General features: G+C 63.2%; 9 protein-coding genes and 1 pseudogene. All 10 read left to right on the forward strand.

The window, feature by feature from the left end; genetic code table 11:
- Positions 1-25 precede the first annotated feature (25 nt).
- Positions 26-382, forward strand: a pseudogene (locus tag ACQCSX_RS21300) (integrase core domain-containing protein); the annotation flags it as partial.
- Positions 337-1,905, forward strand: coding sequence for an MFS transporter (locus tag ACQCSX_RS21305; RefSeq protein WP_427019255.1), 1,569 nt, complete (start codon positions 337-339; stop codon positions 1,903-1,905). The pseudogene ACQCSX_RS21300 and the gene ACQCSX_RS21305, both read left to right, overlap by 46 nt.
- Positions 1,906-2,089: 184 nt before the next feature.
- The gene (locus ACQCSX_RS21310; RefSeq protein WP_427019256.1) at positions 2,090-3,505 is read left to right on the forward strand and encodes a threonine/serine ThrE exporter family protein; all 1,416 of its coding nucleotides are present in this window, start codon (positions 2,090-2,092) and stop codon (positions 3,503-3,505) included.
- An 8-nt stretch (positions 3,506-3,513) separates the two neighbouring features.
- Positions 3,514-4,671, forward strand: a complete 1,158-nt coding sequence (locus tag ACQCSX_RS21315) for a M20 metallopeptidase family protein (RefSeq protein ID WP_427019257.1) — start codon at positions 3,514-3,516, stop codon at positions 4,669-4,671.
- Between the two features lie 156 nt (positions 4,672-4,827).
- The gene (locus ACQCSX_RS21320) at positions 4,828-5,763 is read left to right on the forward strand and encodes a LysR family transcriptional regulator (RefSeq protein ID WP_427019258.1); all 936 of its coding nucleotides are present in this window, start codon (positions 4,828-4,830) and stop codon (positions 5,761-5,763) included.
- Positions 5,764-5,885: 122 nt separating this feature from the next.
- Positions 5,886-7,532, forward strand: a complete 1,647-nt coding sequence (locus ACQCSX_RS21325) for an amidohydrolase (protein WP_427019259.1) — start codon at positions 5,886-5,888, stop codon at positions 7,530-7,532.
- Positions 7,533-7,615: 83 nt separating this feature from the next.
- Positions 7,616-9,262 (forward strand): thiamine pyrophosphate-dependent enzyme, encoded by a 1,647-nt coding sequence (locus ACQCSX_RS21330; protein WP_427019260.1) that lies wholly within the window; start codon positions 7,616-7,618, stop codon positions 9,260-9,262.
- A 28-nt stretch (positions 9,263-9,290) separates the two neighbouring features.
- A complete protein-coding gene (locus tag ACQCSX_RS21335; protein WP_427019261.1) occupies positions 9,291-10,664 on the forward strand; it encodes an NAD-dependent succinate-semialdehyde dehydrogenase in 1,374 nt (457 codons plus the stop codon).
- A 119-nt stretch (positions 10,665-10,783) separates the two neighbouring features.
- The gene (locus ACQCSX_RS21340; RefSeq protein WP_427019262.1) at positions 10,784-12,028 is read left to right on the forward strand and encodes a PLP-dependent aminotransferase family protein; all 1,245 of its coding nucleotides are present in this window, start codon (positions 10,784-10,786) and stop codon (positions 12,026-12,028) included.
- Positions 12,025-13,188 (forward strand): amidohydrolase, encoded by a 1,164-nt coding sequence (locus tag ACQCSX_RS21345; RefSeq protein WP_427019263.1) that lies wholly within the window; start codon positions 12,025-12,027, stop codon positions 13,186-13,188. Before ACQCSX_RS21340 ends, ACQCSX_RS21345 begins: the two co-directional genes overlap by 4 nt.
- Positions 13,189-13,297 lie beyond the last annotated feature (109 nt).

Here is a 13,297-nt window from a genome sequence, read left to right on the forward strand (position 1 = left end):
TAACCTTCGTGGGTGGCGCCGACTGCGATGTGTTGTCTCGAATGATAATCCCTACAGTGAGTCGCTGTTCAAGACCCTGAAGTACGGTCCGGAACTCCCGGAACGCTTCACCTCAGTCCACGACGCCGGAGCCTTTATCAGCGGTTTCGTGGACTGGTACAACCACCACCACCAGCACTCCGGCATCGGCTTCCACACGCCCGCGAACGTCCACTACGGCCACGCCGCCAATGTCGCCAAAGAACGCTCGGCAACCCTCGCTGCAGCCCGGACGAAACACCCCGAACGCTTCACCACCACCACCGACCCCAAAATCCTCGAGCTCCCAGGAGCGGCGTGGATCAACCAACCCAAGGAAACCCCCGAACAGTCAGCCGCCTAACTCCCGTTGGTACCGTTCAGCTTGAAAAATTCCGCTTGGGCCGGGTGGTGAGTGAGTGGACGGACAAGCCGTTCATGCTGATCCGGCATGGTTTGCATCATTTTCTGGTCTTTGTGGATATGTGGTTTGGGTCTCATAATGGATTGAAATCCATCACATCAAGCACGAGGTCTGCAATGAGCGCTACACCCTCCACGACCGCCAATCAGCATCGGGATGCCCGCCGCTCCGTTATCGGCGCCTTTGTCGGGACTGCCCTCGAGTGGTACGACTTCTTCCTATTCGGCACGACGGCGGCAATCGTCTTCGGCCCTCTGTTCTTTCCTTCATCCAGTCCCACAGCCTCACTCCTGGGTAGTTTCGCGGCAATGGCCGTGGGTTTCGTCGCACGGCCGTTGGGTGCCATGGTCTTCGGGCACTTCGGTGACAAATTGGGGCGAAAAGGCGCGCTTGTCGTGACTGTCATGCTTATGGGAGCCGCAACAGCCCTTATCGGTGTTCTTCCGACCTTTGCCACGGCGGGCGTCATCGCGCCGGTACTGCTCGTCATCCTCCGCTTCGCGCAGGGCATTGCTGCTGGTGGCGAATGGGGCGGCGCCACAGCCATGGCCGTCGAAAATGCTCCCGTTCATAAGCGAGGCCTGTACGCGGCCCTGGTGCAACTCGGTTCGCCGGCCGGAACTCTGCTGAGCAGCGGCGCAATTGCCATTGTCGCTCTGCTTCCCAAGGCGGATTTCATGGAGTGGGGGTGGCGGCTTCCTTACCTTGCCTCCGTTCTCTTGGTTGGTGCAGCACTGTGGGCACGTTGGTACCTCCCGGAGACGCGCGAGTTCAAGGCGCTTGAAGCTTCGGGGGAGACAGCGCAGTCTCCGCTTCGTGAACTGTTCCGCAACCATCCCGGCAAGCTCCTTGTGGGTGTGGGTGCTTACCTCTACTCAACGGCCGGTTTCGGCGTCATCACAACTTTCATGATCAGCTACGTCACGCTCGTCCTGAAGCTGCCGGCCTCGGTCATCCTGAACGCGTCCGTGCTTGGCGCCCTCGCACAGGGCATTGTTCTCCTTGTGGCGGGCAAGGTAGCTGACCGTATCGGAGCAGCAAAGACGGTTTTGATCGGTTACATAGTGACGCTCTTGCTCGCATTTCCAATCTTCTGGCTTGTCGACACAAAGGACCCCGGCTTGATCATGGTCGCGATGCTTCTGGCGTTCGGCCTGGGCACGATCCCTTACGCCCCGATCGGAGCGATGTTCCGCGATTACTTCCCCGCGAAGATCCTGTACAGCTCGATGGCCCTTTCGGCGAACATTGCCGGCATCATCGCCGGGTTCACTCCACTCATCGCAACTGGCCTTCTGGCCGCGACAAACAACCTGTCGTGGGGCCCAGCAACATTCCTTGCCCTGATTGCTCTGGTCTCCGTGGTCTCGACAGCGGTGGTGCTACGCACCCTTAAAAGGGAGGCTTCCCTGAACACCACCGCCAGTGAACGAAAGGTTCCCTCTCAAGTCCAGGGGATTTAGAAGAGGCGACACAGTGCTGCCCCTGCTGCCGAGCGTGGACCGACGTGCCGATGCTGAGCGCCGGTCCAGCTTCCTTTTCTTGGCGGTTGCGTCGCATCAAGGCCAGGACCTGAAGCTGACAGCATCGCCAACGGAAGTTCATCGATGCTTGCCTGACGGAACGGGCAGGGCGTAGGAAGAGGTCATGCCGAATATCCCTGAAGACGCGCACGCTTCGTCCGGCTCTTTTGGCGATTCCAACCCCTCCGTTGTCCTGGAGGCAGCGGCGGCGACGGCGGCTGCCCTCCTTTCGAACGGGGCCGCGGCGAGTGAGGCAGCGGAAGCGGCTTCACAGATAACCGAAGCCGGCGGCATGCAAACGGCGACCACCTCGGCCGGCTACTCCGATGTCACGATCTACTGGACTGATTCGGAGGAACGGACCTATTTTGCGATCCGTCCCGTGCCGGCACGTGTCTTCGACTATGGCAGGCTCACGTCGGTGATGGAACTCGTGGACCGGGTACGCTCCGGACACGTACGACCCTACGAGGCTTCAAGATCGGTTCGAGCGCTGGAGCAACAGCGCGCCCGTTATCCTTGGTGGGCGACCCGTCTCGCCACAGGGGCAGCAGGCTCGATGGCATCGGTGCTCTTCGGCGGGGGCCCGTTCGTGGCGATGGCGGCCTTTTTAGTTAACCTCGTCGTTGACTGGCTGTTCACCGCATTGTTCCGTCGAGGCTGGCCTTCATTCTTTGTCCAAGCGGTCGTTGGAGTACTGGCCGTAGCAGTAGCCGCCGTCATCCAAGCCATCGCCCCCGAAACGTCGCCTGCTGTCGTTGTAGTGGCCGTCATCATCGTTGCCCTGGCAGGAATGACATCGACGGGGGCGGTCCAGGATGCCATCACCGGTTGGTATATCAATGCTGCCGGCAGGATATTCGAAGGTGTCACCAATACGGCAGGGCTCGTGGCCGGCGTACAGCTCGGACTTCTCGTGATCCATTTGCTCGGCCTGCCGCTCTCTATCAGCCAGAACGTCGGCATCGGCACCTTCCCTTTGCCTGTCGTCCTGGCCGCCGCAGCACTTGTGGCTCTGGGTTTCGGCATCGCCAGCCAAACCCCACCGCTCGCATTCATACCCACGGCGTTGTTGGCCGCCCTTTCCTATGCAACCTTCAACGTCGTCATTCCGATTGCGGGGGCGATATGGGGTGCAGCAGGAGCCGCGTTCCTGGCGGGTCTCATCGCCGTCGCGGTCACGAACCGTCTCCGGCTTCCTACGACCGCTGTGGCGACATGCGCCATTCTTCCAATGCTTCCCGGCCTCCAGCTGTATCAAGGACTCCTCGAGTTGAGCGGCCGGCAGCCGCGGCCCGGCTCGTCCCTACTTGCAGCGGTTGGAACGGCCTTGGCGCTGGCCGCCGGCACTTCCTTCGGGGAGTACTGCGGAGTAATTCTTTGGCGCGCACTGCGCGTCATCGCCGGCCGTGCCTTCGTCCCGCTCTTCGCAAGCCCCACTCGCAAGGGCAGATGGGAGTCGCATCGAACAGCTCATACTAAGGGGCCGCAGCGGGCGACATCAGGCGACCAAAGGCTCACCCCTGACGACGAGAATTGAGGAAAACAATGAAAATAGAAGTCGATACTGACTCAGTGATTGCTTGGCGGCGACATATTCACCAGAACCCGGAGCTTTCGTTCCATGAGACACGGACCTCCGACCTGGTGCGGGCCACGCTCGAGGGTTTCGGTCTTGAAGTCATCCAGCCGGCCGAAACCAGTGTGATTGGAATCCTCCGCGGGGCATTTCCCGGCCGGACTGTTGCGCTCCGCGCCGACATGGACGCCCTGCCCCTCGACGAAGAGACAGGCCTGGAATTCGCGTCGAAAAACCCTGGCATCATGCATGCCTGCGGGCACGACGCCCATACCGCGATGCTGTTGGGCGCAGCGAAAGCGCTCACAGAGATGCGGGCGCAGCTTTCCGGTGTCGTGAAGTTCATCTTCCAGCATGCCGAGGAACAACCTCCTGGAGGGGCGGCAGAGCTGGTATCGGCGGGCGTCCTCGATGACGTGGACGCGATTTTCGGCCTTCACATCATGAACCAAAGGTCAGGGACGATTGTCATCCCCCACGGGCCGGCGTCTTCTGCCGTGGACGGCACGTACATCACCATTCAGGGCAGAGGATCCCACGGTTCGATGCCCCAGCATGGGATAGACCCTGTCGTTGTTGGAGCAGAAATAGTGCTGGGGCTCCAGACTGTCGTTTCCCGTTCAATCGCTCCCGACCATTTCGCCGTCGCAACTGTGGGTACCTTTCAGGCCGGGGAGGCCCCCAATGTCATTCCGGACACTGCCCGGCTTGGCGTGTCTCTGCGTACTTCTGAATCGGGTGATCGTGAATACGCCAAACAGCGGGTGGAAGAGATCGTATCCGGAATCTGCGCTGCGCACCGAGCCTCATCCACTCTGGAGTGGCAGGAGGGCTACGCTGCCGTCATCAATGACGAGGCGTGCGCGCAATTGGCCTTCGCTGCCGCTTCGAAGGTACTGAAACCCGAGGATGTTGGATGGGGTCCTGCGACGAGTGCCAGCGAGGACTTTTCCGCCTACTCGAACAAGATACCCGGATGCTTCATTTTCCTGGGCGGCGGAGACGAGTCCCAGGGATACCCGTATCAAAATCATCATCCGAAGTTCGATATCGACGAGTCCGCCTTGCAGGCGGGAACGAAGGCCGAGGTGCAGATTGCGCTCGACTACCTTTCTTCCGGCACGTGAGAGCCCAGTGAGTGGCCCGTTGAACCGGACTGCAGGTAATAAGCCGTTCAGGAGTCGTTAAGGGCCCCCTCGGATGACGCTTGTGTACCCGATAGAGGCATGCTTCTCCCGAGGCGGCATTGCCTTTGTTTATGCTGTCGCGGCATGCTTAGAAGCGTGAACTATCGACGACTCGAATATTTTCTGGCCGTGGTGGATGCCGGCACCGTGACAGCTGCTGCAGAAGAGCTGCGGATCGCGCAGCCGGCGCTCAGTCGCCAGCTCCGTACGCTCGAACGGGAAATCAAAATGCCCTTGTTCGAGACGCGCGGGAATCGCCTTGTGCTGACTCAGGCTGCACACGCCTTCGTTGAGCTGGCGCGCCGGTTGATCCAACAGACGCGTGCCACGGAGGAAGCTGTCACGGCGCTCCGTACCGGCGAAGTGTCCACACTGACCGTTGCGGCAACTACGGCCTCGATCCGTGGCTTTCTTGCCCCCTTTATCTCCACCACGACCGCTGAGGATCCCCTGCTGCTGGCCCGGGAGACCCCCCACTTCGGGATCCACGAGGCGCTCCTGCACGGGGCGGACTTCATTGTTTCGCCAACCACACAGAGGCCGGAGCTCGAAACCTTGGATCTCGGCAGCATCCCGCTCAAGGCGTACGTCGGGGCGGCGCACCCCTGGGCGGCGGAAGGCAGGGCTGAAGTCACCCTCGAAAAGCTCAGCGCGGGCCCCCTCATCCTCCCTTCCCATGCCAGCGTGAGCCGCTACATGCTCGATGACGCCTTGAGCCAACAACGGCTTAAGCCCTCCAACATCCATGAGTGTGAGGATGGGCTGTCCATCCAGGCGCTGGCCGCAGCAGGCCGGGGGATAGGGGTCACCACGGACCTGCCGCATTATGGTGCCTATCCGATGCGGATTCGAACCGGCAACGGCGCCGGGAACAAGGGCGCGGCCTCGGCAGCCGGACTGCTTCAGCTGCCCCTGCACGTGGCCTGGCTCCCCAGCCACTTCGCGGCGGGCGTTATCCGCGGCCTGGCCGAACGCCTGCGGGACTTTTTGGACAGCCAAGGCGCTACGCTGCCTCCTGTTACCGCCCAGTGAACAGAGGCCATGCTTTTTAGTTATGGATAATACACTTTTTATGCATTAGACAGCATGGTTGCACCTCCGGTCTACTTGAGGGACGAAACGAGACGTCCGCCACATCAAGACCAGGAGGCAAGGTGTTCTTTGACGCGCTTTACACGAACGGTGCGATATACACCCAGGATATTCACCGTCCCCGCGCCCGAAGCCTCGGCGTCCACGCGGGACGCGTCGTCAGCCTCGATGATGAACTGCCGGCCAGCCTCTTCCGTGAGGTCCATGACCTTGGCGGCGCCGCCGTGGTGCCCGGTTTCAACGACGCCCACCTTCACCTTTCCTATCTAGGGGAGGCACAGCTGCAGGTGGACCTGCGTCCCGCCGCATGCCCCACCATGGAGGCGGTTCTGGCCGCGGTCGAAGTTGCCTGCTCCACTGCACCTGCCGGGTCCTGGGTGATCGGTGCAGGCTATGACCAGAACTACCTCGACGAGGTCCACCCCACAGCGGAAATGCTTGACCGGATCAGCAACGGACATCCCGTCTGGCTTCACCATAATTCCCGCCACATGGGCGTGGCCAACACCGAGGCCTTCGAACGTGCAGGGTTCCCGGAGCGCCGGAACGTCCCGATTCCGGAGGGCGGCGCGGTTGTTAAAGACGCCGAAGACCGGGCCATTGGTTTGCTTCAGGAAACGGCGCGTGCCCTGATCACGGAGGTCATTCCGGCCCCGGCTGTCGAGGACATCGCCGCGATGGTGGGTGCGGGCAGCCGCCTGGCCCTGGCCCTGGGCATCACCAGCATCACCGAACCTGGTGTTGGGGCACCCGCGCACGTGGGGCACAGCGTGTCCGACCTTGCCGGATACCAGCTGGCACGAGAGAGTGGACGCCTCGGCGTGCGCGCCACGGTCATGCCGTATTTGACCACGCTGCACCGGCTGGGGGACGACGCCGGCGGGCCATTCGGTCTGGACCTGGGCCTGCGTTCGGGGCTGGGTGATGAGTGGTTGAGGATCGGGCCCGTGAAGGTCCTTTCCGATGGCTCCATGATCGGCCGCAGCGCGTTCATGTGCTGTGATTACCCCGCCGATGCCGCCGCAGGCGTCAGCAACCGAGGGATGCTGCAGTTCCCCGAACATGACCTTCGAACCTGGCTCACCGGCGCTCACAGTTCCGGCTGGCAGGTGGCCGTGCATGCGATCGGTGACGCCGCACTGAACGTGGTCATGGATATTTTGGAGGAGGCCCAGCGCGCCCATCCGCGGCAGGACCCGCGCCACCGGATTGAGCATCTAAGCTCCGCCACCGATGATCAGCTCAAACGGGCTGCCTCCCTCGGCCTGGTCGGCGTGCCGCAGGGCCGGTTCATTTCGGAACTGGGTGACGGCGTCATCCGCGCGGTGGGCCAGGACCGCGTCCGCTACACCTACCGCGTCAAGGGCCTTCTGGACGCCGGGATGGAAATCCCCGCCAGCACCGATGCGCCTGTTGTGGACGCAAATCCCATCCTTAATATCCACGATCTGGTCAACCGCCGGACGGCCTCGGGCGCAGAATTCGGCCCGGAGGAGCGCATCAGCGTCGCCCAGGCCGTGCGCGCCTACACGGTGGGCAGCGCCTACGCCGTCCACGAGGAAACGTACAAAGGCACCCTGGCCCACGGGATGCTGGCGGACTTCGTCACCCTTTCGGAAGACATCTATGAGGTCAACCCGGAAGGCATCCTGGACATCAAGGTCACTGGCACCTATGTCGGCGGCCGGCAGGCCTGGCCCGGCCTCTGAACCACCCCTAGTAATCCGCCGCCGCACCAGCACAGGCACGCGCGCCGTCGCTCTCACGGCACCCCATCTCCAAGGAGCTCCACATGCAGAAGAAACACGCAGGACAGGCGATTGTCGATTCGCTGGCACTGCACGGCGTCAAGCGCGTTTTCGCGGTACCGGGCGAAAGCTACCTGGCCGTTCTTGACGGGCTGCATGGTGCCTCCATCGACACCGTGGTCTGCCGGCAGGAGGGCGGCGCCGCCTACATGGCCGAGGCGCACGGCAAGTTCACCGGCGAGCCCGGCGTAGCAATGGTGACCCGAGGCCCCGGTGCGGCCAACGCCTACGTGGCCGTTCATAGTGCATGGCAGGACGGTACCCCCATGGTGCTGTTCGTTGGCTTGATTCCGACTGCGGACCGGATGCGGGAGTCCTTTCAGGAATTTGACCCCTACGCTTGGTTTGGGACCCAAACCAAGCGGGTGTTCGTCATTGACGAGGCAGAACGTGCCTCGGAAATTGTGGCTGAAGCCTTTTTCGCCGCCAAATCGGGCCGGCCCGGCCCGGTCGTCGTCGGCCTGCCCGAGGATGTCATCACCCACGACTTCACCAGCCGATTGCACCAGCCCATCGCCGTCGCCGAGGGCGGTGTTTCCCCCGCGGAACTGGAGCAGCTGACGTCGACACTGGGACGCGCTCAAAGGCCTCTGATCTTCATCGGCGGTCAGCGCTGGACCCCGGAGTCTGCGGCCGCCGTGACCCGTTTCGCCGAAAACAATGGAATTCCGGTCATTCAGGACTGGCACGCCGCGGACCGCGTTCCCTTCGATTCTCCCGCGAACGCCGGATGGCTGGGGTATGGCCGCACTGAGACCGCGGCCAGGATGTTCGATGAAGCCGATGTGCTGCTTGCCGTTGGCGCAGTGCCCACCGATGTCCCCACGGACGGCTTCACGCTGCGACAGTCAGCGGACGCCGTGAACATCCTGGTCAATATCGACACCACTCTGCGTGGCCGCTCCGGTGCCGTCACCAGACATATCGTGGCATCCCCGGTAGCCTTCGCGGAGGCAGTGGACGGACTGGATCTGGGCCAGGCTGCACAGTGGCAGGAATGGCGCGCCGCCGGCCGGAAGGCACAACAAGACCTGTCAACCCTTCCGGCCTACGACTCCCTGCCGTCAACCCGGGAAGGTACCGCCCACATGTCCGTAGTGGTCTCAGAACTTGTCCAGCGGCTGCCCCGTGACGTGGTGAGCACCTTCGGTGCCGGCAATCACTGCGCCTGGGCCCAGTACTACATCCCCACGAACGAATTCCCGTCGCAGCTGGGCACCCGCAACGGCTCCATGGGCTACTCCATCCCCTCCGCCGTAGCGGCAGCACTGGAAAGCCCCGAGCGGCTGGCCGTGGCCGTGTGCGGCGACGGCGAGTTCCTGATGAACGGCCAAGAGTTCGCCACCGCGGCACAGTACGGCGCCCCGCTGCTCGCCATCGTGATGGACAACGGCCAGTACGGAACCATCCGCTCCCACCAGGAGGCCCACTTCCCGGGCAGGATCAGCGGCACCCAACTGGACAACCCCGACTTCGCCGCCTTCGGCCGCGCCTTCGGCGGCCACGGCGAAACTGTCACCTCCGACGACCAGGCTGCCGGGGCCGTCGAACGCGCCCTGAAAGCCGTCCAGGAACAGCGCCGCCCCGCCATCATCCACGTCATCGCCGACCAGCGCATCGCCCTCCCGTAACGGGACAACCACACAAAGGAGACTTTTCGTGACCACATACGCAGTCACCAACCCCGCCACGGGCAAACTCGTGCAGGAATACACCACCGCCACCGACACGCAGGTTCAGGACGCCCTGGCCGCCGCGGACAAGGCCTTCTCCGCCTGGCGCCACAGCCCCGTGGAGGACCGCGTCCGGCTGCTGCACCGCGTCGCCAACCTCTACGCCGAACGCCGGGACGAACTCGCAGCGATCGTCACCCGGGAAATGGGAAAGCCCATCTTCCAGGCACAGATCGAGGTGGACATCGTGGTTTCCATCTACCGCTACTACGCCGAGAACGGCCCAAAGTTTCTCCAGGACGAGAAACTCGACGTTGCCGGTGGCGGCTCAGCCGTGGTCACGAAGGAAGGCCTGGGTGTGCTGCTGGGCATCATGCCGTGGAACTTCCCGTACTACCAGGTGGCACGCTTCGCGGCCCCCAACCTGATGAACGGCAACACCATCCTGCTCAAGCACGCCCCGCAGTGCCCGGAGTCTGCGCTGGCGATGGAAGAAATCTTCCTCGCCGCCGGCGCTCCCGAGGGGGCCTACGTGAACATCTTCGCCACAAATGGCCAGGTTGCCGACATCATCGCCGACCCCCGCGTCGCCGGCGTGTCCCTGACCGGTTCCGAACGTGCCGGTTCAGCTGTCGCGGAAATCGCCGGCCGCAACCTCAAAAAGGTGGTGCTGGAACTGGGCGGCTCCGATCCATTCCTGGTCCTTGACTCCGCGAACGTGGACCGGGCGGTATCACAGGCCATGTTCGGCCGCTTCGGGAACGCCGGCCAGGCTTGCAACGCCGCCAAGCGCATCATCCTCACCGAGGGAGTGCACGATGAATTCGTCGAGAAGTTCACGGCCGCCATTTCCGCCATCTCCCCTGACGATCCCACCAAAGCTGAAACGTTCATGGGTCCACTGTCCTCGGTGGCCGCCGTGGACGGCATCGCCGGACAGGTAGACGACGCCGTTGCCAAGGGCGCGACCGTCCTCACCGGCGGCTCCCGCATCGACCGGGCGGGCGCCTGGTACCAGCCCACCATCCTCACCGGGGTCACCGACGAGATGCGTGCCTTCTCCGAAGAGCTCTTCGGCCCCGTGGCCGTGGTCTACAAGGTGTCCTCCGAGGAGGAAGCGGTGGCGTTGGCCAACAATTCCGCCTACGGCCTGGGCGCGGTAGTCCAGTCCGACGACCCGGCAAAAGCGCAGGAAATCGCCGCCCGGCTTGATGCCGGGATGGTGTACATCAACGAAGCCCCCGGCACCGCCGCGGAACTGCCCTTCGGCGGCATTAAGCGCTCAGGTGTGGGCAGGGAGCTGGGCAAGTACGGCATGGAGGAATTCGTCAACCGCAAACTGGTCAAAGCAGGCAAATAGCAGTTCACCCCCGAATATGCCGAAAGAGCATCGATAAAGCTCCTTTTCGGCCTTAGACAGCATATGTGAGGCGCGCCATACTAAAACAGGCCGCCCATCCCCGTTTGAAAGGAACTCTCATGCCTGTAGCCGCGGAAGTAACCGCCGAGGCAGCCCTGGCCCACCGGGTGCGGTCTGCCCGTCCCTCGGAGGTGCGCAAGGTTTTCCGTGCCGCCCAGCGTCCGGGCATGATTTCATTCGCGAACGGCGCCCCATACCTGGGCGCCCTGCCGTTCGACCAACTGGCCGCCTCCGCGCAGCAGATCCTGTCGCAGTCTGGTGCGGTGGCTCTTCAATACGGCGCTGGCCAGGGCCTTCCGGTGCTGCGCAAGCACATCAGCGCGCTGATGGAGCTTGAAGGGGTAACGGCAGATCCGGACCAGGTGGTGGTAACCGCCGGCAGCCAGCAGGCCTTGGACCTTGCGGCCAGGATTTTGGTTAACCCTGGGGATGTCATCTTCGCGGAGGCGCCGTCCTACGCGGGTGGCATGGCCGTGTTCAGCGGCTATGAGGCCCAAATCGTGCATGTTCCCATCGACGCTGATGGCTTGATCCCCGAGGAGCTGGAAAAGGCCATTGCCAGGGTCGTTGCCTCGGGCCGGACTGCGAAGGGCCTGTACACCATTCCGAACTTCCAGAACCCGGGAGGCGTTAACCTCTCAGTCGAGCGCCGCGGCAGGGTCGGACAAATTTGCCGCGACAACGGACTATTGATCTTCGAGGACAACCCGTACGGGCTGCTCGGATTCGACGGTCAGACCCTGCCGGCCATCCAGCCGGACTTCGCGGACATCACCATGTACTTCGGCTCATTCTCAAAGATGATCGCCCCCGGCCTGCGCTTAGGTTGGGTCCTGCCGCCCGCTTCCCTCCTCGAGCACTTCATCAACACTTCCGAAACCACGCTGCTCAACCCGCCGGTATTCAACCAGATGCTGCTCAGCTCCTACCTGGATAACCCGGCCTGGCAGGACAAGCTGGAGGAGTACCGCGGCTTGTACCAGGAGAAATTCCTCGCCCTGCTGGAGACCCTGGAACAGGTCATGCCCAACGGCACCACCTGGAACCGTCCCACCGGCGGCTTTTACCTGTGGGTCACCGTTCCGGAGGGCATCGACACCGAGGCCCTGGTTCACGAGTGCATTGAGCGGGGCGTCGTTTACGTTCCGGGCACTGCCTTCTACACCAACGGCAAAGGCCACAACGAGCTGCGGCTGTCCTTCTGCCTACCCACCATCGACCAGATCCGTGAAGGCGGAGCCATCCTTGGCGAAGTCTTCACCCAAGCCGCCGAGGCTGCCAAGACCGAGGGACCAGCAACATGAGCACAGAGACGGCGGACGGTTTCAAGGCCAAGGCAGAGGCTACCCTGGCCGCAGAGCTGGACCGCGTTCTGGCGTTCAGCCACAGACTGCACGATAATCCTGAAACCGGATGGGAAGAGGTCAAGGCCTCTGCATGGCTGGTAGAGGAACTCCATGGGGTGCCCAACGCCCGGGTCACCCATGGCTTGGGGAGCCTTCCGACAGCGGTATGCGCGGAGGCGGGCAACGGGACCCTGGTCCTGACCATCTGCGCCGAATACGACGCATTACCTGGCGTAGGCCATGCCTGTGGTCACAATATTATCGCCTCCTCGGCACTGGGTGCCTTTATTGCCCTGGCGCCACTCGCCGATGAGCTGGACCTCACCGTCCGGCTGCTGGGGACCCCGGCAGAGGAAAACGGCGGTGGAAAAATCGTCATGCTCGAACAGGGCAATTTTGATGGCACCCACGCCGCGATGATGATCCACCCCGGGAACGTGGATGAATCCGAAATGCACCCGTTCGCCTGCTCCGGCTTCGCCGTCAGGTATGAGGGGCGTGCCGCACACGCCTCTGCCAGCCCGCACGAGGGCATCAACGCCCTGGATGCCCTGACAGTGGCGCTGACCGCCATCGGCCTGGCCCGGCAGCAGCTGGAACCCGGCCAGCAGATCCACGGCAGCGTCGACGGGGCGGGCACCGCGCCCAACATCATCCCCGAAAAGGCAACAGGGAAGTGGATGGTGCGCGCCCACGACGTGCAGTCGCTCCAGCGGGTCACAGTGGTCCTGGAACGCTGCCTCCGCGCCGGGGCTGTGGCCACCGGTGCTGTCCTGCACATTGAGCAGGTGGGCCGCACCTACGCCGACATGCGGAACGACGCCACGATGACGGACCTGTTCACCGCCAACGCCGCACGCCTGGGCCGCACCATGAGCAGGACTGACAAGCGCGGCGGCTCCACCGACATGGCCAATGTCTCCCAGGTTTTTCCGTCCATCCATCCCATGATCAGCCTCGGCGACGGATGCCCGCCCATCCACAATGAGGCTTTCGCCCACCACGCCGCCTCACCGGCCGGCGACCGGGCGGTCCGAGACGGCGCCCTTTCCATGGCTTTCACGTGCATCGACTTGGCAACCGATCAGCAACACCGCAGCAGGCTGCTGGCACGCTGAACGACCCTATCCGCTGGCTTCTTCAGCCAGGCCGGGTTGTCGCCCGCCTATGGACCGGCCGCGCACCGGCCGGAGGCACTGCGCCCGCAACCATCTGGCACTCAGCCCC

It is taken from the genome of Pseudarthrobacter sp. P1, from assembly GCF_050156935.1.
Taxonomy (GTDB): domain Bacteria; phylum Actinomycetota; class Actinomycetes; order Actinomycetales; family Micrococcaceae; genus Specibacter.

Excerpts from the sequence above, each read along its gene's own strand:
- ACQCSX_RS21310 (WP_427019256.1), top strand. The coding sequence starts at position 2,090 with ATGCCGAATATCCCTGAAGACGCGCACGCTTCGTCCGGCTCTTTTGGC.
- ACQCSX_RS21315 (WP_427019257.1), top strand. The coding sequence starts at position 3,514 with ATGAAAATAGAAGTCGATACTGACTCAGTGATTGCTTGGCGGCGACAT.
- ACQCSX_RS21330 (WP_427019260.1), top strand. The coding sequence starts at position 7,616 with ATGCAGAAGAAACACGCAGGACAGGCGATTGTCGATTCGCTGGCACTG.
- ACQCSX_RS21340 (WP_427019262.1), top strand. The coding sequence starts at position 10,784 with ATGCCTGTAGCCGCGGAAGTAACCGCCGAGGCAGCCCTGGCCCACCGG.
- ACQCSX_RS21345 (WP_427019263.1), top strand. The coding sequence starts at position 12,025 with ATGAGCACAGAGACGGCGGACGGTTTCAAGGCCAAGGCAGAGGCTACC.